The 24126-nt window shown below is 37.8% G+C and carries 25 protein-coding genes and 1 riboswitch; of the genes, 9 read left to right on the top strand and 16 right to left on the bottom strand.

All coding sequences use genetic code 11. From position 1 onward, the window contains the following. Window positions 1-110 precede the first annotated feature (110 nt). Genes ACQKN3_RS13135 through ACQKN3_RS13125 form a run of 3 tightly spaced genes read right to left on the bottom strand, consistent with a single transcriptional unit; the run spans window position 111 to window position 2753 of the window. Window positions 111-1436: an MFS transporter gene (locus ACQKN3_RS13135; RefSeq protein WP_251690204.1), complete on the bottom strand. Its 1326-nt coding sequence runs from the start codon at window positions 1434-1436 to the stop codon at window positions 111-113. Then, on the bottom strand, window positions 1433-2077 hold the full coding sequence (locus tag ACQKN3_RS13130) for a 3-oxoacid CoA-transferase subunit B (RefSeq protein ID WP_427712058.1): 645 nt from the start codon (window positions 2075-2077) through the stop codon (window positions 1433-1435). The genes ACQKN3_RS13135 and ACQKN3_RS13130 overlap by 4 nt, the downstream gene beginning before the upstream one ends. After that, complete coding sequence (locus ACQKN3_RS13125) at window positions 2064-2753, bottom strand: CoA transferase subunit A (RefSeq protein ID WP_008405297.1); 690 nt, start codon at window positions 2751-2753, stop codon at window positions 2064-2066. Before ACQKN3_RS13125 ends, ACQKN3_RS13130 begins: the two co-directional genes overlap by 14 nt. Window positions 2754-2840: 87 nt before the next feature. Between ACQKN3_RS13125 and ACQKN3_RS13120 the strand changes: the two genes are divergently transcribed. Beyond that, the gene (locus ACQKN3_RS13120; RefSeq protein WP_427712056.1) at window positions 2841-3437 is read left to right on the top strand and encodes a TetR/AcrR family transcriptional regulator; all 597 of its coding nucleotides are present in this window, start codon (window positions 2841-2843) and stop codon (window positions 3435-3437) included. Between the two features lie 82 nt (window positions 3438-3519). Here ACQKN3_RS13120 and ACQKN3_RS13115 read toward each other — a convergent pair whose 3' ends face one another. Both ACQKN3_RS13115 and ACQKN3_RS13110 read right to left on the bottom strand, forming a co-directional pair. Continuing rightward, the gene (locus ACQKN3_RS13115; protein WP_427712054.1) at window positions 3520-4362 is read right to left on the bottom strand and encodes a hypothetical protein; all 843 of its coding nucleotides are present in this window, start codon (window positions 4360-4362) and stop codon (window positions 3520-3522) included. A 182-nt stretch (window positions 4363-4544) separates the two neighbouring features. Beyond that, window positions 4545-6608, bottom strand: coding sequence for a choice-of-anchor I family protein (locus tag ACQKN3_RS13110; protein WP_427712052.1), 2064 nt, complete (start codon window positions 6606-6608; stop codon window positions 4545-4547). A gap of 430 nt (window positions 6609-7038) precedes the next feature. Between ACQKN3_RS13110 and ACQKN3_RS13105 the strand changes: the two genes are divergently transcribed. Then, window positions 7039-7341, top strand: coding sequence for a YunC family protein (locus ACQKN3_RS13105; protein ID WP_065216841.1), 303 nt, complete (start codon window positions 7039-7041; stop codon window positions 7339-7341). Between the two features lie 119 nt (window positions 7342-7460). Here the strand turns inward: ACQKN3_RS13105 and ACQKN3_RS13100 are convergent, their stop codons facing one another. The 8 genes from ACQKN3_RS13100 to ACQKN3_RS13065 all read right to left on the bottom strand — a co-directional run bounded on the left by ACQKN3_RS13100 (window position 7461) and on the right by ACQKN3_RS13065 (window position 13948). Next, window positions 7461-7772: a hypothetical protein gene (locus tag ACQKN3_RS13100; protein WP_008405307.1), complete on the bottom strand. Its 312-nt coding sequence runs from the start codon at window positions 7770-7772 to the stop codon at window positions 7461-7463. 558 nt (window positions 7773-8330) lie between these two features. Then, window positions 8331-9389 (bottom strand): nicotinate-nucleotide--dimethylbenzimidazole phosphoribosyltransferase, encoded by a 1059-nt coding sequence (cobT, locus tag ACQKN3_RS13095; RefSeq protein WP_427712049.1) that lies wholly within the window; start codon window positions 9387-9389, stop codon window positions 8331-8333. 94 nt (window positions 9390-9483) lie between these two features. Then, window positions 9484-9663: riboswitch (cobalamin riboswitch) on the bottom strand. A gap of 47 nt (window positions 9664-9710) precedes the next feature. Continuing rightward, window positions 9711-10634, bottom strand: coding sequence for an MBL fold metallo-hydrolase (locus tag ACQKN3_RS13090; RefSeq protein WP_427712047.1), 924 nt, complete (start codon window positions 10632-10634; stop codon window positions 9711-9713). 15 nt (window positions 10635-10649) lie between these two features. Then, a complete protein-coding gene (locus ACQKN3_RS13085; RefSeq protein WP_427712045.1) occupies window positions 10650-10991 on the bottom strand; it encodes a 4-aminobutyrate aminotransferase in 342 nt (113 codons plus the stop codon). Window positions 10992-11010: 19 nt separating this feature from the next. Further along, entirely contained in the window at window positions 11011-11316 is a 306-nt protein-coding gene (locus ACQKN3_RS13080; RefSeq protein ID WP_427712044.1) for a hypothetical protein, read from the bottom strand. Next, entirely contained in the window at window positions 11316-11540 is a 225-nt protein-coding gene (locus ACQKN3_RS13075) for a hypothetical protein (RefSeq protein ID WP_251690214.1), read from the bottom strand. The genes ACQKN3_RS13080 and ACQKN3_RS13075 overlap by 1 nt, the downstream gene beginning before the upstream one ends. A gap of 145 nt (window positions 11541-11685) precedes the next feature. Continuing rightward, window positions 11686-13260: a histidine kinase N-terminal 7TM domain-containing protein gene (locus ACQKN3_RS13070; protein WP_427712041.1), complete on the bottom strand. Its 1575-nt coding sequence runs from the start codon at window positions 13258-13260 to the stop codon at window positions 11686-11688. A 286-nt stretch (window positions 13261-13546) separates the two neighbouring features. Continuing rightward, window positions 13547-13948: an MFS transporter permease gene (locus tag ACQKN3_RS13065; RefSeq protein ID WP_251690216.1), complete on the bottom strand. Its 402-nt coding sequence runs from the start codon at window positions 13946-13948 to the stop codon at window positions 13547-13549. Between the two features lie 307 nt (window positions 13949-14255). On the opposite strand from ACQKN3_RS13065, the gene ACQKN3_RS13060 reads away from it, so the two are divergent. The 3 genes from ACQKN3_RS13060 (at window position 14256) to ACQKN3_RS13050 (ending at window position 16719) form a co-directional block, all read left to right on the top strand. Continuing rightward, the gene (locus ACQKN3_RS13060; protein ID WP_427712039.1) at window positions 14256-15104 is read left to right on the top strand and encodes an alpha/beta fold hydrolase; all 849 of its coding nucleotides are present in this window, start codon (window positions 14256-14258) and stop codon (window positions 15102-15104) included. Continuing rightward, entirely contained in the window at window positions 15097-16287 is a 1191-nt protein-coding gene (locus ACQKN3_RS13055) for a SpoIIE family protein phosphatase (RefSeq protein WP_427712037.1), read from the top strand. The genes ACQKN3_RS13060 and ACQKN3_RS13055 overlap by 8 nt, the downstream gene beginning before the upstream one ends. A gap of 81 nt (window positions 16288-16368) precedes the next feature. Beyond that, window positions 16369-16719 (top strand): hypothetical protein, encoded by a 351-nt coding sequence (locus tag ACQKN3_RS13050; RefSeq protein WP_427712035.1) that lies wholly within the window; start codon window positions 16369-16371, stop codon window positions 16717-16719. A gap of 232 nt (window positions 16720-16951) precedes the next feature. Here the strand turns inward: ACQKN3_RS13050 and ACQKN3_RS13045 are convergent, their stop codons facing one another. Next, window positions 16952-18415 (bottom strand): phospholipase D family protein, encoded by a 1464-nt coding sequence (locus ACQKN3_RS13045; RefSeq protein ID WP_427712033.1) that lies wholly within the window; start codon window positions 18413-18415, stop codon window positions 16952-16954. An 808-nt stretch (window positions 18416-19223) separates the two neighbouring features. Here ACQKN3_RS13045 and ACQKN3_RS13040 point away from each other — a divergent pair. The 4 genes from ACQKN3_RS13040 to ACQKN3_RS13025 all read left to right on the top strand — a co-directional run bounded on the left by ACQKN3_RS13040 (window position 19224) and on the right by ACQKN3_RS13025 (window position 21814). Then, window positions 19224-19757 (top strand): hypothetical protein, encoded by a 534-nt coding sequence (locus ACQKN3_RS13040; RefSeq protein WP_427712031.1) that lies wholly within the window; start codon window positions 19224-19226, stop codon window positions 19755-19757. Between the two features lie 291 nt (window positions 19758-20048). Next, window positions 20049-20507 (top strand): hypothetical protein, encoded by a 459-nt coding sequence (locus ACQKN3_RS13035; RefSeq protein WP_427712030.1) that lies wholly within the window; start codon window positions 20049-20051, stop codon window positions 20505-20507. Window positions 20508-21131: 624 nt separating this feature from the next. Further along, window positions 21132-21494 carry a DUF2294 domain-containing protein gene (locus ACQKN3_RS13030; protein WP_251690222.1) on the top strand — a complete coding sequence of 121 codons (363 nt, stop codon included), beginning with the start codon at window positions 21132-21134 and terminating at the stop codon, window positions 21492-21494. A 134-nt stretch (window positions 21495-21628) separates the two neighbouring features. Then, on the top strand, window positions 21629-21814 hold the full coding sequence (locus ACQKN3_RS13025) for a multidrug transporter (protein ID WP_251690223.1): 186 nt from the start codon (window positions 21629-21631) through the stop codon (window positions 21812-21814). Window positions 21815-22027: 213 nt separating this feature from the next. Here the strand turns inward: ACQKN3_RS13025 and ACQKN3_RS13020 are convergent, their stop codons facing one another. Together ACQKN3_RS13020 and ACQKN3_RS13015 are read right to left on the bottom strand one after the other, a co-directional pair. Continuing rightward, a complete protein-coding gene (locus ACQKN3_RS13020; RefSeq protein ID WP_427712028.1) occupies window positions 22028-22981 on the bottom strand; it encodes a DUF2268 domain-containing putative Zn-dependent protease in 954 nt (317 codons plus the stop codon). A gap of 450 nt (window positions 22982-23431) precedes the next feature. Next, window positions 23432-23857, bottom strand: coding sequence for a DUF3995 domain-containing protein (locus ACQKN3_RS13015; protein ID WP_251690225.1), 426 nt, complete (start codon window positions 23855-23857; stop codon window positions 23432-23434). Window positions 23858-24126: the final 269 nt, after the last annotated feature.

Raw genomic sequence — 24126 nt, 5'->3', positions numbered from 1 at the left:
GGAGATGTAGCGAGAGGTCTTTTACTAAAAAGATGCTGCGCAGTAATTATATACTGGGCAGCATCTTTCGTAAAAAACAGAATAATCAGTCTCTTTAAGGCGCACCTAATTTAAGTTAATCGTTTCCCAGATGTTGTTACACGTACTTCTTTATTGCCTTCTGCTTCAATTTCAATATTTGCTTTCGGCATTGTTAATAAAATTAGGATACCGACAACTAAAATAATCGCAAGTGCAAACATGCCAGTTTCTAAAACAAACATACCTAAAATTGTTGGACCTACGAATCCACCAAGGGCTGCAAATGAGTTAACAAGTGCAATTCCTACTGGTGCTGTTGACTCGGTGAAGAAGAATGTTAAATAGGCAAAGAAACTGCCCGTGAAGCCGTATAGTCCTGCTGAAGCTAGTGACAACATGGCAACCATTGGCCATAGAGTCGTAGCGAGTGCACAACCTACGAAACCAACTGTAGCAATAAGCAAACATACTACTAGATGCTGCTTATGCTTTCCTGTCCGGTCAGCGTTAAGCCCGGTAAAGATAATGGCAGGTATACCGACTAACGATGGTAACATAGCCATCCAACCAATTTCCATATTCGTTGTAGTGACTGCAGAGAGTGATTTAATGATAGTTGGTACCCAGAACGATAGACCGTATACACCTGTATAGCCAGCAAAATAGAAAAGTGCTAATTTCCAAACCGTTGCATCCTTTAACATTGCTAGTTTAGACGGCTTATTGAGCTTTAATGCCTTTTGTCGCTCTACATTTAATTCGCCTTCCAACCAATTTATTTCTTCCTGTGTCAGCCATTTCGCTTTACTTGGACGATCTGTTAAATAAACTAATGTAATCACACCTAAAATTAATGCTGGAATCCCTTCCAAAATAAACATCCAGCGCCAGCCTTCTAAACTTGCCCAAGCAACGTTATCAATAATCCATGCTGATAATGGAGCACCAATTAATCCTCCAATCGGCAACGCTAATAATAAAACTGCTGTTGCTTTACCACGCTCGCGTTCGCGGAACCAATAGGTTAAATATAAAATAATACCAGGAAAGAATCCGGCTTCCGCAACACCTAGTAAAAAGCGTAAAATGTAAAGATGTGTAGCTGATTGCGCAAATCCAGTCAGAATAACAATGATTCCCCAAGAAAGCATTATACGCGCAATCCAAATTCTTGCTCCTACTTTATGCATAATCATATTACTAGGGACTTCAAAGAAGAAGTAACCGATAAAGAAGATACCCGATAATAACCCGAAGACTTCAGCAGTTAATGCTAAATCAGCGTTCATTTCTAACGCAGCAAACCCTAAATTTACACGATCTAAGTAGGCAATGATATACAGGATTAAAATAAACGGTAAAATACGAGTCATCGTTTTCTTCGTCGTCTGTTTCGCTAAAGCGCTTTCATTCATAGCTTTACCCCCATATCTAATTGAATTTTTAATCGGTCTAGCAATTGTTCAATCGTAAGGTCACCTAACAATTCCTTTACAATTACTTTTTCGTCCTCAAATTCAAATACCGCGTATTCAGTTACAAGCATCTCTATCCTGCGTATACCGCTTCTCGGATAAGTTAAGCTTTCTACAATTTTTGGATCGCCATCTTTTGTAAACAAAGTTGCGGCTGCAATTACCTTTTTGGCCCCTACTACTAAATCCATTGCTCCACCTACACCTAAAATCGGTTGCCCCGGTACAGACCAATTGGCAATTTCACCAAAACGATTCACCTGTAAAATTCCTAATACAGCTACATCGATATGGCCCCCTCGGATCATCGCAAAAGAATCGGCACTACTGAAAAACGATGCATCTTTTGTAATCGTAACAGGTTCTTTTCCTGCAGATATTAAATCTGCATCAATCTGATTTTCTGATGGTGGTGGTCCCATTCCTAATAAACCATTCTCTGATTGTAGATAGACATCTTTTCCTTCAATGTAAGAAGTCACTAACGTAGGAATTCCGATGCCCAAATTCACGATTTGACCATCTTGCAACTCCTGCGCAATACGTTTAGCGATAACTGTACGTGGATCAAACGCTGACATAGCGATCCCCCTCTTTCACATAGTTAGACTGCACAATATAATCTACATAAACATGTGGTGTAACAATTGCTTCTGGATCTAATTCGCCTACCTCTAAAATTTCATCAACCTCCACGATGACCGTTTCAGCAGCAGTTGCCATCATAGGATTAAAGTTTCTGGCAGTCGTATGATAAATTAGATTTCCTAATCGATCGGCTGCTTTAGCACGAATTATTGCCACATCGCCCTTGATTGCTTTTTCAAAAATATACGTTTCTCCATCTATAACTCGCTCTTCTTTATTGATTGCCAACTCAGTGCCTACAGCCGTTTTCGTATAGAAGCCACCAATTCCCGCGCCTCCACAACGAATGGCCTCCGCTAATGTACCCTGTGGTAAAAGTTCAATATCTAGCTTACCTTCCGACCAAGCAATAACTGCCTCTCTGTTCATTGTAAAAAATGAACCAATTGCCTTTTCAATCTTCCCTTGTAAAAACAGTTTGTGTAAACCGATTCCATGATCCCCTAAGTTATTGCTAACTACATGCAATCCCTTCACATCGGTTTCAGCCATTTGATCAATAATTGTTAATGGTGCGCCTGACAATCCGAATCCCCCTGCTAAAATAACCTGATTGTCCTTGAATAACCCACTTAGTTCTGAAAGATTTTGGATGACTTTGTTTTTCAATTTTAACCCCCCTCATCTTATTAACTAGACTGCAGTCTAATTTTACAATAGAATAAAAGAGAAGTAAATGTATAAAGGGTGATTTAATTGATTAAAAGAGAAAATAAAATACATAAAACAGAAAATAAAAGGGAATTCATCATAAGGATTGCCATGCAGTTGTTTAAAGAAAAAGGATATAAAAATGTCAGTGTCGATGAAATTGTACAAGCCTGCAATTCATCCAAAGGTTCGTTTTACCATCACTTTAAGTCAAAGGCTGAAATTTTAAATGAGCACTTTGCCTTGGCAGATAAGTATTATGAACAATTGTATAATGATCTACCAATACAATTATCACCAAAAAGGCGATTACAGCTCTTTTTAGAGAACGTATTTATTTATTTAGAAGAAACGTTTGGACGTGAGTTTTTATCCGTAGTTTACTCTACTTCTTTAGAATCTGAAGCTCATTTATATTTCAGGAATCCTAACCGTAAATTATTTATGTTATTTGAAGCATTAATTACCGAAGTTATTGAAGCAAGCCCAACAAAACCTGCATTATCACTCAAACAATTAAAACTCGCCTTTACCCAGCTCGCAATGGGCGTCATTTATCATTGGTGTACCTTCCCAGAAGATCAGTCTCTCCAAGAAAGTGGTGCGAGTGCATTACAGCATTATTTAAATGGCTTTTCGTAAAGATTTAAAAAGAAACAAAGGACAACCCAAACTCCTTGGATTGTCCTTTGTTTCTTTGTTGTATGGCACTCTATCTCAAATACTACTCTCTCAACCCTTGCCAGCTTTGCACATAGTGTATACCTACCCCGCTATAATAACGGTTTTTAGCATAATGACCCGCCACTTGGTTGAGCACTTGGCTCATCTTGATTTCACCTTCATCAGCAAATGTTATATAAGGCTCATCTGGAAACGGCATTGTTTCAACACCAATCACAACCGGTGTTTGATACTTCTTTGCATAACTCATTTCATTTTTTGTAATGCTCTTTAATGCGGCAACTGTATTGCGATAGGCCATTATGGAGACGCCGTCTGTATTCGCAATCATCCACTCTGCCAAGTTGCCTTCACCAAATTGGTTATAATATAGCACTTCATCATACCAGAATGGGATGTCCGTCTCTAACCTTAATTCTGTACAGCGTACTTTATAGAGGGCGTGTTGTATTAATTCTTGATACTGACTGACTGCAAGGTTTCGATTCTGTTCCCATAATGCAGATAAATAAGGCTCTACATCTAAATGGACTGCTGTGAATTTCGATGCAGGATATTCCTGATGGTATTGACTGATCCATGCCCATAACGCATCAAAATTTGCTGTATTCCAATAAGGACCACCATCCAGTGCCTGCACTTCAATATTTGCTTCGCGCATCCTGTTAATAAAGGCTGCGTACACATCATTCGGTAATGCTGGATCAATCTGCAAATAAACGGTCGTTACTTCTTTTTCTATTAGAAAATGGATCGTTTGCTCATCTGTAATCGTATGGGTATGCCAAAGCCAAGTTGATTTTGTATTATTTTGCTGTGCCTGTGCATCATTCATTATAAAAATGACTCCTAACATCATAAAAGCAGCGAATAGTTTTTTCATTTACATTCCCCATGTTCATTCGTAGTTGTTATTTTTAGTATAAATCATTGTACCCTTCAGGAAGAATTATATTTCAAAAAATCTGTGAACTAGGCCTTGCGATGGAAAAAGGAATGGCGTTTTAAACACTCACAAATAAGCTCGCTGCGTGTTAGGAGCAGCGAACTTTATTTATCGGTACGTTATTTCACCAATTTATTCAAAACAACAGCCGACTGAGCCCGTGTTAACGATTGCTTCGGATTGAACTCATTATCAATTCCTGTCATAATGCCCGCCGCTTTCAGAGAGGCAACGGCTTCCTTTGCATACGCGGAAATTTTTGCATCATCCGTATAGGCAGGTGCTTCGGCAGCTGTAATTTGGCCATTCGCCTTCAATGCATTGTAAACCGCAACGGCAAATTCTTCACGCGTAATCGGTTTTGCTGCACCAAATACTTTGTTGTTTACTGGGCTGATGAACTCGTTTGCCACTGCCCATGAAACAGCTACTTGTGTTACAGGTGCTTTCACGTCATTGAAATTCGTAACATCACTTCCCGGTGTACCTGCCAATCGGTGCAGTACCAATGCCGCATGTGAACGGTTAAATGGCTTGTTCGGTGCGAACGTTGTCTCATTTACCCCTTTAAATAAACCGCGCTTTGTTACGTTTGCAATAGCATCTTTATCCGGATGATTTTCAGCGTCTTTAAATACGATCGGATCATCCATTACATTCAACACTGTTACCGTACCACTCACTTCATGACCAACGATTAGCTGCGGCTTGTCTTCCTTCGTAATGACGGCCATTCCTTCTGGTGAAACATCACCTTTGATATCATCCGAGAAGTCCCGTAAGTTCAAATAGTCTACAAATTTTGGGCTTGCCGGTTTTGTGATGTTGTACATCATGACACCACCGATGCGCTCCAGTCCAATGTATGCAAAGATTTCATCACCTACTTTGCCGATCTTTACATCTTCCGGCTCGGGTCCTTTTTTGCCGCTGCGACTATCAAGTTTTACGTTCGTATTACTTGCGTTGAAATGTTCAGGATGGTGCTGTGCTGTCATTGTTTCAAAATCACTGCCGCTATCGAACACGACATCCATTGTCTCAGCATCAAAGATCGCAAATGAACGTGCACCGAAAATATAGTCCTGCCCTTCTACAAAACCTTCGTAGCCAGACGTATCATATGTTACGATTTCTTCTTCCGTTTCGATTTCATTCAGATGGAAGTTTTCGCTGTCTTCCTCACCCCATTCGCGTCCATCGCCTTCATTGGCCGTGACGAGATAATCTTTGCCGTTAATCGAGACGGCCGCCATTCCATCCGGCATATAGATTCCGAAATAGTTTTCATTTTTAATCTCGATTTTGCCGTCTTTCAATAAGTCGATTTCATTGCCGGGCTTGCTGTGGTCTTTGAAGCCAAGCCCTTTCACAGACACCACTTCATTTGATGTTAAATCAATAGTGGCAACGGCATTGTTTTCCTGTAACGCTACATATGCTTTTGTGCTCGCTTCATTAACTGCTATGTATTCTGGCTCTAAATCATCAGAAGGGTTCGTATTTTTCTTTAATATTACATTGTCTGCCACGAGCTCAGCGCGCTTTTCAGGTGTATCGAATGCATCGAAGAAAAGCGTCTCTTCTGTTAAAACATCATAGCCGTTTGCTGTATCAATTACAGAAATGCTACCTTTCGGGTCCACAATATCCTTGCCATAACCTTCACGCGGTTCGCCTTCATTTGCCGTTAAAAGCTTCTTCCCGTCTGTTGTGAATGTAATGTTATCCGGTTGACTGCCTACTTTTGTAGCGCCAAGAAGCTTGCCTTCACCAGTGAGTATAACGGCATAACCGGCAGTATTGTAGCCTTTTGCCTGTACAGACACCGCAATCACATTTTCTTTCGGATGCACCGTAATACTTGTTAAGTCCCCGTATTCAAAAGTTTGGTCGAATGAGGCAATCGTTTTCGCGATATCAATCGAAAGGAAAGGCTTTAAATTCATTGCTTCGTCTTTTGTATAGTTGAGTGAGATTGCTTCGATTTTTTCCGTTTCGCCATTTACGACATATGTTGCATGTGAGTGCGGGTTATACGCAACGATTTCCGTTGTACCGCCATCTTCATTTTGAACACCTGAATCATAGCGGGCATCCAAACTTAATGCTGCTTCTGCGACAATGGCAGGTGTAGTGACCGCCGCTCCAAAAAGTGCAGCAGCTAATAATTTCCTAGACATAGACAACATTCCACCTTTACATTTTTTCTAAGTGTAAAGGTGGAATGTTAAGGTCATATGAAGGATTTGTTAGAGTTTGTAAGTATTATTGTGCTGGGTGAACGAAAGTCCGAGGAAAGTAGAGAGTTCCGGGTTGAAAGTAGAACAGATCGGGGCGAAAGTAGAACTCTGTGCCTTGAATGTAGAACGAAAGCTAGGAAAAGTAGAACAACTTGGCTCAAAAGAGGAATGGTTCGGGAATATTAGAAAGTTCCGGCTTGAAAATAGAACAGTTCGGCCAGAAAGTAGAACTTGGCACTTTGAATGTAGAACGAAAGCTGGCGAAAGTGGAAAAAGCTGCTCTTTTAAAATACCCTACTTAAATTTCCCACAAAAACAAGTACCATTTTTCAATTCTTTCATATGATTTATATGAAAGGGGGAGAAGGTTATCGTCTATACGGAAACGATTGATCTTCAAGGTCATTTATTTACTGCGGTAACGGTTCAATTACCTAAAACAACATTGCTAACGATTTCGAATGAGCATGGGTACATTATGTGTGGTGCACTCGATGTTGGTCTGTTAAATGAAAAGTTGGCCGATCGCAAAATCATTGCGGGTCGTGCAGTAGGTGTTCGAACGATCGATGACTTACTAAAAGCGCCACTGGAATCTGTCACATACGAAGCGAGAGCGTACGGCATTGAAGAAGGCATGATTGGCGAAGAAGCTTTATTAAAAATGATTTAGTTACATTGTAAGTTCTCAGGTGATGAGCTCCACCCCAAAAAAAGTTCCATGCAAAAAACCGCTCTTTCAATTTCTTGAAAAAGCGGTCTATCTATTTTTATTGACGTGATTACGTACAATTAGATTGCTTTATTATAATAGGAAGCTTTTGACCCTTTACTTCTTTTCACAGCTAGAAGCTCTTCTAATTTTTGAATATATTCACGGTCTGCCGATATTCTTGTAAGGCTTGTTAATAAATATGGTCTTAATCCGGAATTGATTTTTTGGCAACGCGCAAGATTGATCAAATACTTGGCCATCTTAAATGACTTTAAGTGCGTATGTCCATTTTTAAATTCCTTCTTCGTATTGACGACCATAAATTCCTGCTTTCGCCCTTTATAAAAAGGAATAATAATAAACTCATCTTTTTTGAAAATTTGATTCATATTATCCTCATCCTTTTCTTGAATATATTCAAAAACGACCTTTCACATACGGAGAAATAGTGATCACCCCGTTCCTTTTAATGCCCCTCCCGCCTCTCCTTTTTATTGGTCTTACGTTTCCATACCCTATTTACCGCTTACTTTATTCCATGGTTGAATAAAAAAGCACTTTTTTAGGTATTATTAACAGTTCGGATATGTTTTTACATTTAATTAATATAGGATATTACAGAGGAAACGCATTTGACAGGACTATCGCTTGAATTTTACTGAATTTTCTGTAAAATAAAATCAAGTTCTATCCACTACTTGTAATGTTTTGCTCGCACACTACATTTACGAGGATTGGGTTGGGCTTTCTTTATCGTACCCTGCTTGGCAAAATAAACGATAAAGTTCCGCTTATTGGTATTTTACTGGTAAGATAAATGGAATAGACTGAAAAGCCGTACTTATTTTCCGGGAACACTTTAATTATAGAAAAAAGGCTACATTTAAAGTAATTGTTTCTTTTAATGTAGCCTTTTTATTGAATTTTATTATATGATTTTTTTTATTCTACTTGGCTACTAAAAGCGCTGCCGCTTCTTCCAACGTGACCATATTCGTAATCATCGAACAAGCCGCATCAAGAATCGGGAACGCTAATGCAGCACCCGATCCTTCTCCAAGTCGCATATTCATATGCAGCATCGGTTCCAGTCCTAAAAGCTCGGCCGCAATTTTTGCACCTGGCTCTTCCGATAAATGTGACGGTATCAAATATGCTTTCACATTCGGATTTAATTTATAGGCGATTAATGCTGAAACGGTTGAAATGTACCCGTCAACTACGACCGGCACACGGTTCGCTGCTGCTGCAAGGAAGATTCCTGCCATCCCGCAAATCTCCAGTCCGCCTACTTTCGCGACAACATCAATCGGATCATCCGCATTCGGCTCATTCAATGCAATTGCTTTTCGAATAACTTCGGCTTTATATTTAATGCCGCCAGCTCCGACACCTGCACCAAAGCCCGTTACTTCCAGCGGATCGCAGCCATGAAGTACCGAAAGCACCGCAGCACTTGGCGTCGTATTCCCGATGCCCATTTCACCTGTACCGATAAGATTGATACCGTTTTGGATCGCTTCTGTTGCGACTTCAATCCCTACTTCAATTGCCTGAATCGCTTCTTCTCGGGTCATCGCTGGACCTTTCGCCATATTGTCCGTCCCGTATTTCACCTTTTTAATAATGACCCCTGCGTCTTGAGGTAAGTCTTCTTTTACTCCGATATCTACCGGAATGACTTGTGCATTCGTGATTTTCGCAATCGTACACATTCCTGTCGTCCCTTTTGGAAAGGAAAGTGTTTGGAATACCGTTGTACCTTGCGGGTTCGGCGTTACCCCTTCCTCATATACTCCGTGGTCTGCAGCCATGACGATCATCGCTTTGTTATCGATTTTCGGCGCAAGCTCACCGGTAATTGTAGCAATTTGCATAGCTAAAGATTCGAGCTTCCCTAAGCTTTGAGGCGGTTTAGCTAATGAGTCTATGTACTGACGTGCTTTGTCTTCCATTTGTCGGTCGATTTCTTGAATTTGTTCAATTGTTTGCTGTAGTAATTTCATGTTTCGTTTCCCCCATTAAAATGAATTTTGACAATAAAAATAGCCTGCAGTTTATTCGATAACAAATAAACTACAGACATATCCAGTGTCTATAAACAGTAAGCATACTTAGGCAGGTCTCCTGGCTCAGATTCATGATTTCATAGCCCCTTCCCAGATTGACATCCAGTGGGCTTTGCTATGAAACTCCTCTATACAGTGTTGGGATTACGCTAAAGCTTTTCACTTTATTCCCTATTCTCCCTTAACGGGCACCTAATGCTTGATGAATTTAACATTACTTTACTTTGAACCTGTCTTCTCGTCAAGGGGTCTATGCATTCAGCTTCTATACGTCTCCCCAATCGACAACGTTTTCAGTTCCACCTCTTCCAAATCCGCGCGCTGCCAATGATTATGCAGCCGGTCAATCGCTTCTTTCGGTGTATCATCCGCCAGCATATAGGCACCGTAATGCATCGGAATAAACACTTTCGCTCCGACATCACAAAACGCCTGGATCGCTTCTTCCGGTGTTACGTGGGAGGCATGCATAAACCATTCCGGCTCATATGCGCCGATTGGCATTAGCGCTGTATGTATGTTGAAGCGTTCGCCAATATCTTTGAAGCCTCTAAAATACCCGCTATCTCCGGCGTAATAAATACTTTGCGCATCCGATGCAGTTTGCAATATGAAGCCGCCCCAATGCGAGGTATTCGTATCCCAAGGCATGCGTCTTGTCCAATGGTTTGCAGGAACGAAATGAATTTCAAGCGCACTTGATTCATGCTTGTCATACCATGATAGCTCGATAAAGTTATGCAACTTATGACGCTTCATTAAATAACCGAGCCCTTCTGGAATAAGAAACAATACGTTGGGATTTCGTTTTTTCAATTTCTTTAACGTCGGTACGTGCAGGTGATCGTAATGCGAGTGTGAAATGATGACAATATCAATGTCCGGTAATTCATCCAGCCGCAACCCCGGCTCTGCCAACCGTTTCGCTACACCCATCCAATTTGCCCAAACCGGATCCGTTAAAATATTGAGCCCTTCTTTTTGAATTAAAAAGGTCGAGTGGCCGATCCACGTAACGGACTGCTCCGTGCGATTACTTTTTAGAAACGCAATTTGCTTTTCCTCACACTGCGGTACTTCGTAATCGACAACTTTCTTTTGCTTTGATCGCTGCCATTTCAGGACATCTTTAAAAGTACCGAGCCGGTCATCTTGGTCTAAATTTGTAAAGCGTTTACTCATCGCAGCACTCTCCTATTAATAAAGGCTTAAATTCCTACGCTGATCACCCAGCTGTGGTTTCATTATTATCCTTGCAAAAAAGTAAACAAAAAAACTTAAAAAAGTCCCGAGTACAGTAAAGCTGTTTGATACCGGAATAGATGAAGCGATAACGCTCAAGATATTTAATGTGTAAAATACTATTACTCCAATCAACGCAACTGTCATCACTTTATTTTTTCTTGCCAATTGTTTTCGATACAGCGGGCTGCCAATGCCGTTCCCGCTATGCTTTGTCTCTTTAATTTGTTTAATTAAAGCATAAGTTAAACCTGCAATAATGATCCCAACTACTGCAAATCCAATCATATCATCCATTTCAATTTTCCCCGTTTCACTAATCTCCCAAATAAAACTCCTTTATTTTATACGGTAAGACTTTACTCATAATAATTCCTGCCAAAGCCAAGCCAATCAAAATCACTCCAATTTCCATAAGGTTTTTTAACCATGTGATTTCAATCCTATCCGTTATGTTGGATCCACCTATAATGATGAAAACAGCTCCCGCCCATGCCAATAAAAAACCTGCGCCAAATTGTAGCCATTCTTTTTTTGAAAGCTGTTTAAAAACCGCCCTATGCTTATAAAATTTCCGAGTCGCAAAGATTAATAATAACCCTGTTAGAATATATCCAATCATCACAATCCCCCTGTATCTTTTCCTTTTAAAAGTTTAATTGTCGCCCATAACGAGACGATGAACAGCAACAAAAATATGAAAAAAGAAATTCCCGCAAGCCATTTTGCAACGATCGACGGCTGATTAATATATAGCTGTATATTTTTAATTAAAAATCCTATAAACACGGTTTGAGCTAGGATTAAGCTAATACTTACAGAAATCGTCTTTGAATTCTGTGTCATACCCGCTCCCCCCTTTAGTTATTATTTTACTATGCTAACATATTCTCCTAAAACGAGGTAGTACAGAGTCCGGCTTATAAAACTTACAGCGCCCTTCAACAAATTAAAAAACCGGCATGAATTTCTCCATGCCGGTTTCCCCCTATCAACTAAGTACGCTCTCACTTTCCGCATACACTTTCACGCGGTTACGTCCTTCTTCCTTCGCAGCATATAAAGCGGTATCTGCCTTATGCAATAGCTGATACAGTGTTTCCTCTGTCCAGTCCACCACTTCCGCCACACCAATACTTAACGTAACTGAAAGATTCCCTGCTTCTGTCATGAGCGGTGCCTGCTCAACGGCAGTTCGAAGCTGGTTGGCTAGTATTTCACCTTCCCCTTCATTGAAACCTTTCAGCGCAATGACGAATTCTTCCCCGCCGTAACGAGCGAAGAAATGCCCTTCCAGCAGTTGCGTTTGGCAAGCATTTACAACATGCACGAGCAACTGGTCCCCAATATGATGCCCGTACGTATCATTCACCCGTTTAAAGTGATCGATATCCATTAATAGGGCCGTAAATGGTAAACCTGTTTCCTTAGCTTTCTGAAAATCCTGTTCACTTTGCTGTAGAAATGCACGGCGATTATAAATCTTAGTCAGCTCATCATAATAAGCTTGCTGCTCCAGTTTTTCCTGCAGTCTTTTGATCTCCGTAATATCCGTAAAAACCAGCAACAGACCTTTACTGTTTCTCGCTTGTTCCAGTGAAGTAATACGGACTTGATAAACCCGCTCCGCATGTTCGGAGCATAACCTTACTTCTTGAACGTACTCGATATCGGCCGTTAATTTGAATGGCAGGGCCTCTCCTGTCTGCTCATTCCAAAACTTCACGAAGTTTTTGCCGAACATCGATTTGTTCAAATTAGGCAACATCACTTTCGATGCTTGATTGAATTCAATAAGCCGGTATGAATCGTCCAATACGATGGCCCCATCATTGATACTATTATAGATTTTATCTTTCGCAATCGGCATAATCCGAAACAGCTGCGATGTGCTGATTGCCCACAAATATAATAATGAAGAAAGCCATAAAATCATCGGTACCGGATCCACTCCTGGAGGTGTGAATCCGTTCAAATAAAGAAACGCTGTCACTATCGGAACAAGCTGACCGAACATTAACGCGATCAATTGGGGGCGGTATACTTTCGCCGTTTCCTTCCAATGAGAAATCAACAGCAAAAACGCGACAAACATACTGGCAAATGTGTAGACACCGTGCACCATATACCACATGCCAATCTCCTGATAAACAAAAGGTTCCCCTAAATTCGGGTCCAGTTCAAATACACGATAATGAAGATGATGCCAGTGATTTGTCGCTACCATTATAATTGTAATAAACGGAATAAGAAGGATGAGCATGCTTCTTCTAACCGTCAGCTTAAATCCTAAATAGCTCATGACATACAGTAAACCTAATGTTGCAGATGTAGGCATCCCGATGTAGAGAACGGTATTCCAGAAACTGATTTGTTCGAGCGTCGTCGATATTAAAGACATAGCCGAAGCAAAACAGTAAATGCTAATGGCTGCTGTATATAAAATAAAATAGTTTGCGATATTTGTATATTTATGACGTTTGCTAAAGGCATAGAGACATAAGTACAAATTCAGTACGCCTGACGTGCAAACAAGCGTAATATACATAGTCAATTGCGAACCCATTTTTGGTTCACCCTCTCTTAATTAACACTTTTTCCTTATAATGTAGCACATTTTAAAATATAAATGGATATTTTATTGAGATAATAATGATGGAATGAGGGCTTCCGTCCCAAGACTTCTTTAAGGTTTCGACTATAAAAGAATGTGTTGTTTAACAATACCCACTATTAAAAACGGACGCTGATTCCTATTACAGAATCGCGTCCGCTAAAACGCCGATCCGTACGAAATTTCAAGTACGAATCGGCTTTCTTTATTTGAACGTGAGAACCTTCCCACCGTCCTGTTAATTTAATTGAAGCTCCTCTACACGCGCTGCTTGAATATGTTTCCCAATAATGCCATACACAATTGTCATCAACACGACACTTGCAACCATCACTGAAATACTTGGCACAATAAACGCTTTACTCATCGAGAAAATGACTTCTGTACGGAACCAGTTTTGGAACGGTATACCTAGACCTAAAAGTACAGCGAAGAATCCGATTTTCACAACAATAGGTTTCCCTTTCATTTTACCGATCATCGTGTTAATAAATAAACGTAACAGCGCCAATCCTGCTCCGACAAAAAAGAACGTTACTAAATACCCTTTCACCGCTTCATCCAGAATAAACGCTTTCCCCACAAATCCGATTAATATAATACTAGCAATTGCCATTAATAGTTTAGATACTTTACTCATTGTTTGCTTCCTCCTCAAAATTGAACAACTTGTTCATTTCATACTCTTATTTTAAAATGGACGATTAATGGAAGCAATGCACAATATTCAACATATTGTTGATTTTTATTAAACTTCTCTCCCCAATTCTATTTGAATCGAAATTATAACCGAAAAGTGATAGATTCCAAGTAATAAATATCCATATCCCTTTACTTATAACCCAATATCATACAGAATGATTGTTAAATAGAAGATAAACTTTTATGTTTTAAACATATATAAATCTAAAATGTTATAGGTTACCATTTGAAGGGAGTGCTATTTCATGATTCAAAATACGGTTAAACGTAATAACGTACATATTCGAGGTAAAGGTAAAAAACCTCTAATATTCGCTGCGGGATTTGGTTGCGACCAAACGGTATGGAATGACATTTTCCCTGCTTTTGAAGAGGATTATCAAGTGGTTTTATTTGATTATGTCGGGTTTGGAAATTCAGATATTACCGCTTTTGACCTTGTAAAATATGGAGAACTGTCCGGTTACGTACAGGATCTATTGGATGTTTGTGAAGCGCTCGATTTAAAGGATGCTGTTTTTGTCGGTCACTCGGTAAGTAGTATGATCGGTTTATTGGCTTCGTTAGAGAAACCGGAATATTTTTCACAAATAATCATGATTGCTCCGTCGCCAAGCTATATAAATGATCCGCCTGTATACTACGGTGGTTTTGAAAAGAAAGACTTACTCAATTTAATGGAGATGATGGAAAAAAATTATATCGGCTGGGCCAATGCTTTCTCGATTACATTATTAAACAATACGGCAAAAGCAGGTGTGGCAAAAGATTTGGAAGATCGTTTCTGTTCTACCGATCCTTTATTCGCCAATACTTTTGCAAAGGCTTGCTTCTTTACTGATAGTCGTAAAGATGTTCCGAAAGCTACGGTACCTTCCCTTATTTTACAATGCTCGGAAGATGTCATTGCGCCAAGGGTAGTTGGCGAGTACTTACATGAGAATATGCCAAACAGCACGATTGCCTATATGAATGCAATCGGTCACTGTCCACATATGAGCGACCCAGAGGAAACCATTCAATTGATTAAAGATTATTTATTGGAGCAATCTGTGCCCCTTATCGGTGAGGGTGTGGGATTTATAAATGGATGAACTCATAGAAAACGCTCCATGCGGGCTCCTCACTCTATCTGCACAAGGTGAAATACTTACTATAAATAAGACAATGCTAAATTTGCTGCACTATCCATCATCTGAGCATCTTATAGGAAAGCATTTTAATGTGCTATTATCTCCTTCCTCTCAGATTTTCTGTCAGCTCTATTTAGTACCAATGATGAAAGTGAAGCAGGCGGTAGAGGAAATGTTCCTGACATTACTATCCGTAATGAAAGAAGAAATTCCTATATTATTAAACGCATCTGTCCATGATAATCATCCGTTAACCTGTGTCATCTTTCCGATCCGTAATCGCAGTGCATTGGAAGACGCGCTCATTAACGCCAGAAAAATGACGGAAGATGCTTATTTAGAAAAAGAACAGGCTCTTTTGGAATTGGAAAGAAAGCAACAGGATCTCTTGCAGGCCAATCAAATCAACACAAAAATCATGCGCGAAACCGAGCGTGATTTACAGATTGCCAAAAAAATTCAGGAAACCGCATTAACGAATGACATCACCAATGACAATATTGAGATTCTCTCTTATTACCGTGCTTCCAAATCATTATCCGGCGATATTTTTGGATTTTATCAAGTAACGCCCCAAAAATATGCAATTATTTTATTGGATGTGATGGGGCATGGGGTTTCATCGGCCTTAATTACGATGTCCCTTCAATCGATGTTCCAAAAGTTAATATCACGGGAAGCTGCGCCTGAAAAGGTATTGCAGGAGCTGGACCAATACTTGCACGATTTATTTCAAAATAACCAGGATGCATGGCATTACTGTACAGCAATCTATTTAAATATTGATATTCGTACACATACGATTGAATATATCAATGCTGGTCATCCCCCTGCCATCCTGCAGGTAGACAACAATGGTGCACAGCAAGAGCTAGGTGCAACCAATCCGCCATTAGGAACATTTGAAAACATACTTTTTAAATCGAGAACTTTGCACTATGAACGCGGGACAAAAATTCTTTTGTACACAGATGGCGTTTCGGAAGCATTTGAATGTAACACTTTAAATCATTTATTGAACGAATCCATTTCCTGTCCATTGGCACAGACAAAAGAGACCATACAGAGTGCCCTCGAAAACAAGGAAACGATATATAGTAAATACAATAACGATGACCAGTGTTTTATTTTGGTTGGGTTGTGATAAAAAAACAGTGGGAGAATCTTCCCGCTGTTTTTCTATTTTCCTACTAAGACTGTGACTCTTGCCCATGGAGGTGTTTATATGAAGAAATTAATTTTAACATTTAGTTTCATTTTTTTAAATGCTTGTTCAAATGAAACATATTCTATTTACGGAGAAATCTCTTCAATTGAAGAAGATAGCATCAATGTTGGGTGTTCAGATCTAGTTAGAAAATCGAATAACAGTAATGATGACATAGGCTATTCTTGTACTATAAAAATAACCGACGAAACGATTATTAAGACTCACGCTGGTGATGCATTCACATTTGATGAATTAAATATAAATCACATGGTTTCAGTATATTTTGAAGAGCCAATAACAAGTGTCGATTCCGAAAGGCTAACATTTGAAGCTAAAGAGATAACAGTATTTGAAAGTAAGGAATAGAAGGGTTTTGAACAAAGAGAAACAATTCTGAATCCCTTTCTACAATATACTGTTCCATATTTTTTGACCTTCGATAATTCCGATTATTTTTCTTTCGTAATCAAACTCTATTCTATAAGTGATTTCGTAATTCATTATATCAAACTAAATTAAAGAGCAACAAACGTTGATTTAATAACGCTTGTTGCTTTTCCAGGGATTCCCGGGTTACATATAAATGCTGCTAGATTAACTAATAAGTAGTTAATTTAACTGCTTTTTGAGCCGAGTAAATCCAGCGCTGCCACCAGGACAGGTTATCCTGATATTCTTCCACATTTAGAGTGTAGAGGGCATCTTCGTTTTTCCAAATCCGTTCAAAATATCGTTCCATATCCAAGACGAGCGCGCTATCATTTGGAGCAAGGATTCGTACATTATTTTCTAAATTGTAATTATCCAATGTACGTTCCGTATAATTGGAAGAACCGCTTGAAATGATTGTTTTTTCCGCTGTTTGAATCCAGATGGCTTTTGTATGGTATTGGCCGACTACGGTATTGTACCAGCGAATGTTGATTTGTTCATTTGTATCCTCAAGTAGCTCGTTCACAACCGGCCGATTCGGCAGACCGGACTTTTCCTGGCCAAATGAGTTTTCGTTTGGATCTAGTATCATATTCACTTCCACGCCACGGTTTACTGCATCTGTTAAAGCGTTCACAATGCCGCGCTGTGCAATAAAGAACATGCCAACCCAAATTTTATCTCCCTCTTTTGTCGCCTCCAGATCTTCAAGTAAGGTATCCAAAACTTTCTTCTCGGTCAAATACTGTACCGCATACTGGCCGTCATCTTGCTGGGGAATCTCCGCCCTCGGCAATTTTGGACCATCCGACATGAGCGACACCGCTTCTTCTGCCTCCAGAATATCGTTTATGACGGGCCCCGTTACTTTCAAAGCAAGATTTCCGTGGAAGCCACTTGCATCATGCGGGTTTGATGAAGTAATAATCGCTTCCTTTTCCGAAACTGCTGCTTTGCGGTGGTTGGCTTTCACGTTGAGCAGTTCCAAATAGGAGGATGCGGTCATTTTTGGTGCTTTGCTCGACATGGCGTTGGCAATCCATCCTTCGCCATCACGGTCGAACCATTGAAAAAATAATCGGTATAAGCCTGAATAAATCGGCGTGGAATCCCTCAGTGGTTCCAAATCGGTATAAACAATTTCTACTCCGGCTTCACGCATCTTCTTGAACCATGGCGTTTCATAGGAACCATAGCCCTTATTTAGCGGATCGGTGATAAAAATAACCGGCATATCCGGATTGTTTTTCTTTTTCTCGGCAAGCTTGTCAGAGAGACTATCTGCGATTTGCGGGAAATCTTCTTTTTCATCGAAATACCCATCCATCAAGAAGAAATCCATCACGACAAACTGTTCGGCTTCATCAATCAATGTATAAACTTCATCAAATATATGATTCTCATGTTTTCGATCCGTTCCATCTTGGTCTTGCGCATAAGTTAAATCCGTGATCATTTCAATATTGTCTGTTCTATGTAAGTCCCCTTCATAGGAAATATCTTTCGGCAACGGTTTATATGTATGCCATAACATTACCCCTATATATAGTAAAATCAAAAGAAGTATAAGAACCCTTATAACCTTTTTTCTGCGACTCAAGCTGTTCCATTTCTTCTGAACTTTTTCCATTGAAATTCCCCCAGTACTGTTGTACTTTAAGTTCCCGCGCACAAGCAAAGTTAAACAGCGCTTGCTTGATTGGGGGCTGGGAATTTCAGGGGAATGTAAGTAACGCTAGTGTCATGTTTTCCTTCAATAAGGAAAAAGTACTTTTCTATAATAGAATCATATTGTTGCATAAAAGTTTTTTAAGCAATGTCGAATACCGCTTTGGTTCCTTTCACGTTGTCCCCCTTTGGTTTAAATTATTAAATATTAGAACTTATTAATGTAGAATATTAATAGAATTCGTGTGAAGAAATATTAAAAGGAGAAAGAATTTAGTGAACAAGAAATGGTCTTATATCAAAATGTTAACGGCGTACTTTTTTCTTACAACTCCGTTAATATTAATATTCACTTTAGCCTCGATTCCAGAAGCCATTACAATACAACCCACGACACTGAGTAGATTGTTTTTTATGGTGATGCTATTTGGCTTATGGATTATTTTTTATTTTTATATAGTTCCAGCATTTAAGGAATTAAAATATAAAACAATAGCTTTAATTATCTCAATGATAGCGAGTGTTATATTTTTAATTATAAGCTTGAGCTTCTAATATTCAAATTGGGCGCGTTTATTTAGGAACGCGCTTTTTGCATTATTTTTACGACCATTTACTTATTAAAGTCTTCAAAATTTCTATACTTCTTAACTGAAGTAAATGTCTGCTTTTTCTCTCCAATAAATTTCGAATATTTTTAGTTTTTAGTACAGTCTAAAAATAATTGAATACATAAAATAAGGTACTTTGTGATGAAGGAGGTACAATATTTGCCTTATAAAAAAAGTAAAATCAAAAGAATCTATGAAGATTGTGATAGTTACCCTTCATTTAGAGCTTCCTGTTGTTCTCCTGGATTACCCGGACCTCCTGGACCTCCTGGACCTCCTGGAACTGGTGTAACCCCTACATTTGGTTCTTTATATGGAGATTTCACCCAAAGACCCGTTGTTGCAGGAACTCGAATAGAATTTGATACCGCTGGTCCTGTTTCAAATACAATTGCAGATCCCCTTACAAATTCAATTACAATTTTAACTAATGGTATATATGAAATTTCTGCCGGGTTAGAAAGTCTTCATTTAAATGGTAATGCATCTGTCAGATATCAAATTTCAAGAAACGGTAGTCAAATTGATGGATCTGTTTTTTCAGCTTCAGGAACTGGAATTCATTCTTCGGGTAAAACTGTTCAAACTAGTTTAGTAACCGGGGATGTTATAACAGTTGATGCATTTGCTGCATCTAGCAATTCTCCTCAATATAGCGATGCTTCCTTGACTGTAAATCTTATAGGTCCATAATTTAATTTAACTACTCTCTTCTTTGGTATTGTATTTCTAAATATAATTTTCAACTATTTCATCCAACGATTCACCAAATAAACAAACTAATCTATAAATACCCGAAGCTTTCGACAAAACTGGCGCTTTTCTTGAATAAGAAAAGTGCTCTATTCAATTATATAGCCATATTGTTAAATAACCTCTTTATGAAATGTCACCACCCCACGCTTTAGGAATATTTCCTCTACGTCTACCAACTGTGTAGTGTTAAAATCGAAGTAAAGACTTTCTTGCAAAAGGAGTATAGATTTGAAAAAAATATGGCTTATTCCTATTAGTTTAATAATAATGTTTATGATGTTTACGATATATCAACAAAATCAATTGATTAAAGATTATCGCAGTTTACTCTATTTTGAAATGAGTAGAATAAATGTTCCGGTAGAACGTATTCTTGCTTTTCATCAGGAAGCCGATAGCTATGATGATGAAGAACGTACGGAAAAACTTGAGCGTTTAGATGAAACGTTTGCAGATTTTTTCAATTTTACTGGTAGTGGTTTGCAATTAGAGCCACAAATAAGTGCAGAGTATTTTGTACCTTATAATGATGCCAAAATAGCTTATTTTCATCTTGTTAAAAATTATATAGCTGCATCCACGACTGAAGATCGTGAACAAGCTTACATAAATTTAAAGAAACGACACGATCAATATAATGAATTCCTTAAAACTTCTGAAGAAAAACTAGTTGAGCCTTTTGAGTGAGCAATTCTAAAGGAGATATATTGTTCGGACAAAAAACGGTAAATGCTGCTACAACAATATTTACCGTTTTTTTGCCCACAACCCTTTAATTTGGGAACGTTATTTTATATGTATTTATATAACTCGAATAATTCAACAAATACAAAGTTATTTTGAAGTGGGAGTTTCTCTGTTTTCGCTGTACGAAGAAGCTACTGCTGAAGCTAAATATTTAATATAAATTCAATTATCTTAAACTTGACAGAGAATAATCTAAGTATTAATATTTTATATATTATAAATAGAGTTTTCTCCTTAGTTTGGTAGTCAATATTTTGGATATTGATTATCCATTCAAAAAGGAATTAGAATAATAATTTTAAATAATAGGTAGACATTTTAAAAAACCTAGATTAGGTTAGTTAAAAGTAAACCGACAATTTTAAAAGTAAATGGTTTGATATTTGAACCATTATTTTTTGATTGTCGGTTTTTTTATTTTTTAGAAATGAAAGCTATGGACTTGTTAGAAATGGTGCAGAGAAATAATATTTATATATGCCATATGGGAGAAACTAGAGGTAACACAGACTATAAAATAAATATATAACGATTAATTGTGGAATGGAAGGGATGGAAGTCACGATGAATAAAACAAAGGGTGCTCTTGAAGCCGAAATCAGTAAAGTGTTAACTAATTGGGAGAAAAGTTATCTAGGACGCGGTTCCGTATCGGTTAAATCAGATATCTTGCGAGATATGGTGGTTGTTGTGTTAGGGGGGGTCTTAACACCTGCTGAATATGCAGTATGCCAAGATAAAGAGGGCCTATTATCAGTTAAAAAAATGCGAAATAGCTTGGTGGAATCGGGTGTAGAAGAAATAAAAGAAGCAATACTAACCATAACAGGTATGGAAGTTGTGAGTTTTTATAGTGATTTGAGCACAATAACTGGGGAACGCATTATGGTCTTTAAGCTTTCAGAGGATTTGCAAAGTAAATTATGATGTAACAATTGAATGTAGTCATTTCTCTAGAATCGTTTCAAGAAGTTAATGTAATAATGAATTAATAGTCTTCTGGGGAAAGAAAAGATTTATATCCCTCATTATAATAGCGAATAAAGGAGGATTAAATTGTTATGGATAATAGTAAAACATCAGTACCTCAATTAGATACAAAACTTAAAAACCATCTTGAAATTTTCGATAATGAAATCCATCTAAATATAAAGGAAACGATAGCTAAAAATAAGGAAATAATAGAGAAAAATCGCGAAATTCTATCTTTTAAAATTGCTGACGATTCAAAGAAAATAATAGAATGAGTTTTCTTTCTTCCTAAACAATTGCATAAAACACAGCATAAATATTCCACACACAAAAATCCACAAACAATGATTTAAAAGCGTTTGTGGATTTTTTGAATTCTCAAACTTTCATTTGGGAACGTTATTTTGTAAAGAACTGTATAATTTTGTCTAAGTGCAATATTATGTTTTGCAATGAGCTTAATTAGAACCGACTGTTAATGCATTGATTTAATTGTAGTTATCGAAGTATTTCCCCTTTTCAATAATTTTTTCTGTACTTAATCCTGTCCACTCTTCTGGAGTTAGATTTGGGTGTAAGTCGAGGTAGGATTTAATCATTTTATAGCCTTCACTATACCCATAAAATAAAGGCAGCCCTTTACCACCATATAAGATTTCTAAAGAACGATTTATATCTTTACTGTTTAAATCAGGTTCAATTTTAGACCAAAATTCATTATTATAAGTGAAATCCAACTGTGTAATTTCAATATCAGGATATACAGTTTTTTCAAACATAACAGCTTTCCCTTCAAATATAAGATTATCTAAGACTGAACCTGAACGAGTACTTAAATAACTTTCTGCCCAAGTACTATGATGATATTCATGTGCTAAAGCAGCTTTTATAAAATCATCTTCAAAGTATTCATTATAGGGAATCAGAATTTTACCAGCACCTACCGTATACATAACAACATTGGAATTACTAGATGGAAAGACACATACTGCTACGTCACTTTCAGATGGTAGTAGCTTAGCGGATTGAAGTAGTGCATCTTGAATAAGTGCATTTATGTCATCTTTTTTACTTTCAATTAATTCACTTACAATTTTTAATTCTGTTAAACTAGTTGGAGCCTTATTAAGAACGGAATCTACTATATGTATGAACTCTCCATTTTCAAAACAGTCGCTGTAAACAGGTTGGATAACCTCCTCCTTGTATAATTCCAAGTTTGATTGGCTTGTATAATTTTTTACTTTTTCAAGGTAGCTATCAAATAAAGTATTAACATGGACTATTTTAAACTTTTGATTGGTATCAGAGTTCTCAAATAAATATAATAATTCTTTCTCATCAAAAATTTCTTCCTTCTCACTTCTATCTGTTTGTGTGCAAGCTGATAGAGTAAATAAAAGTACAATAAAGAGTACAATAAATTTCAAGATATTTTTCAAATTGTTCTCACCTCACCCATTATGGATAATTATACCAAATATTAGCAATACATATTAGAATGTAATAAATAGTAGAAAAGTTGCTTTAGTAACGTTTCTGCGACTTTCATAAAATTCGGTACAAACAATATTTCAATAAAAAAACGGTAAACGTTGTTGTAGTAACGTTTACCGTTTTTTCTTATGCCCATAATCTTTTGTGAACTTTTATTAGATTTATTTTGTAGATTTTGTGCTACTTTTAACTGTAATAAATCTAATAAACAAAGGTAATAGGAAAGTAAGTGTAACAATAAAAAATAACTCATCAGACATTATAAATGAACAATACTTTCTATGGGCAAATTGAAATGCCGCATCCGGAAGCTAATATATCAAAAGCAACGGCTATATCGTAACGTTTCAACTCCTGAAAGAAAATCTTTGTTGTTAATTGTCATTTATTCAAATTTATATAAATGATGCTAGCAAAAAAATAAGACTAATCCATACACAAAGAGGTGAATAGAAGGCGGTATCTTGTTTTGCGAATCTAGTATGTTTTATTTTCTTGAAAAAACCTACATATTTTCCTTCACCAATAGCACGTAATAAGAAAACAATTCCTCCAGTTATACAAAGCCACTTTGAAAGTGGGGAGGGTTGGATGACTGTAAATAAATCTATTTGAACTAATAGTAGAACAGATGCAAAAAAGCAAAATAAACCGATCAAAAGTGTACCTAACATTCTTGGTTGTAAAACTGGCAATTTACTGTCATCTTTAGTCGGAAGAACCGCTTTTACTCCCCAACCTCCACCAAATGCCCAAAAAACGTGTAACATGCCAATAATTATAAATATTAGAGAAGTTACTCCTATTAGAATCTTAAACAATTTACCACCTCTTCTTATGTTATCGTCCTCAGTATCTAAATTGGTGATATCATTAGTGCATTCATTTTATTACACTTTATTCCATTTCATTCCATAACGCTAGATGATCGTTGAGTTTATTTAACTAACGGATCAGTTAGTTGAAGAATCGTCTTTAGATGTTATTCAACAATCGGGCCATATTGTGGAGCAACAATTTTTCGTGGGGGAGTCTTAGAGAAGATACAGATTTATACCGATAAAAGAATGGCTATACAAGTTTTTATGCA

It is taken from the genome of Solibacillus sp. NPDC093137, from assembly GCF_050280445.1.
GTDB lineage: Bacteria > Bacillota > Bacilli > Bacillales_A > Planococcaceae > Solibacillus > Solibacillus isronensis_B.
Note: the sequence above shows the minus strand (reverse complement) of the source record. Positions and strands in the feature narration are given on the sequence as shown.

What these genes read in the sequence shown, in the direction of transcription:
- ACQKN3_RS13065 (WP_251690216.1), bottom strand. Translation starts at nt 13,948, where the DNA reads ATGAGTAAAGTATCTAAACTATTAATGGCAATTGCTAGTATTATATTA.
- ACQKN3_RS13115 (WP_427712054.1), bottom strand. Translation starts at nt 4,362, where the DNA reads ATGAAAAAACTATTCGCTGCTTTTATGATGTTAGGAGTCATTTTTATA.
- ACQKN3_RS13090 (WP_427712047.1), bottom strand. Translation starts at nt 10,634, where the DNA reads ATGAGTAAACGCTTTACAAATTTAGACCAAGATGACCGGCTCGGTACT.
- ACQKN3_RS13075 (WP_251690214.1), bottom strand. Translation starts at nt 11,540, where the DNA reads ATGACACAGAATTCAAAGACGATTTCTGTAAGTATTAGCTTAATCCTA.
- cobT (WP_427712049.1), bottom strand. Translation starts at nt 9,389, where the DNA reads ATGAAATTACTACAGCAAACAATTGAACAAATTCAAGAAATCGACCGA.
- ACQKN3_RS13085 (WP_427712045.1), bottom strand. Translation starts at nt 10,991, where the DNA reads ATGGATGATATGATTGGATTTGCAGTAGTTGGGATCATTATTGCAGGT.
- ACQKN3_RS13080 (WP_427712044.1), bottom strand. Translation starts at nt 11,316, where the DNA reads ATGATTGGATATATTCTAACAGGGTTATTATTAATCTTTGCGACTCGG.
- ACQKN3_RS13100 (WP_008405307.1), bottom strand. Translation starts at nt 7,772, where the DNA reads ATGAATCAAATTTTCAAAAAAGATGAGTTTATTATTATTCCTTTTTAT.
- ACQKN3_RS13130 (WP_427712058.1), bottom strand. Translation starts at nt 2,077, where the DNA reads ATGTCAGCGTTTGATCCACGTACAGTTATCGCTAAACGTATTGCGCAG.
- ACQKN3_RS13045 (WP_427712033.1), bottom strand. Translation starts at nt 18,415, where the DNA reads ATGGAAAAAGTTCAGAAGAAATGGAACAGCTTGAGTCGCAGAAAAAAG.
- ACQKN3_RS13135 (WP_251690204.1), bottom strand. Translation starts at nt 1,436, where the DNA reads ATGAATGAAAGCGCTTTAGCGAAACAGACGACGAAGAAAACGATGACT.
- ACQKN3_RS13050 (WP_427712035.1), top strand. Translation starts at nt 16,369, where the DNA reads ATGAAGAAATTAATTTTAACATTTAGTTTCATTTTTTTAAATGCTTGT.
- ACQKN3_RS13030 (WP_251690222.1), top strand. Translation starts at nt 21,132, where the DNA reads ATGAATAAAACAAAGGGTGCTCTTGAAGCCGAAATCAGTAAAGTGTTA.
- ACQKN3_RS13055 (WP_427712037.1), top strand. Translation starts at nt 15,097, where the DNA reads ATGGATGAACTCATAGAAAACGCTCCATGCGGGCTCCTCACTCTATCT.
- ACQKN3_RS13060 (WP_427712039.1), top strand. Translation starts at nt 14,256, where the DNA reads ATGATTCAAAATACGGTTAAACGTAATAACGTACATATTCGAGGTAAA.
- ACQKN3_RS13110 (WP_427712052.1), bottom strand. Translation starts at nt 6,608, where the DNA reads ATGTCTAGGAAATTATTAGCTGCTGCACTTTTTGGAGCGGCGGTCACT.
- ACQKN3_RS13070 (WP_427712041.1), bottom strand. Translation starts at nt 13,260, where the DNA reads ATGGGTTCGCAATTGACTATGTATATTACGCTTGTTTGCACGTCAGGC.
- ACQKN3_RS13025 (WP_251690223.1), top strand. Translation starts at nt 21,629, where the DNA reads ATGGATAATAGTAAAACATCAGTACCTCAATTAGATACAAAACTTAAA.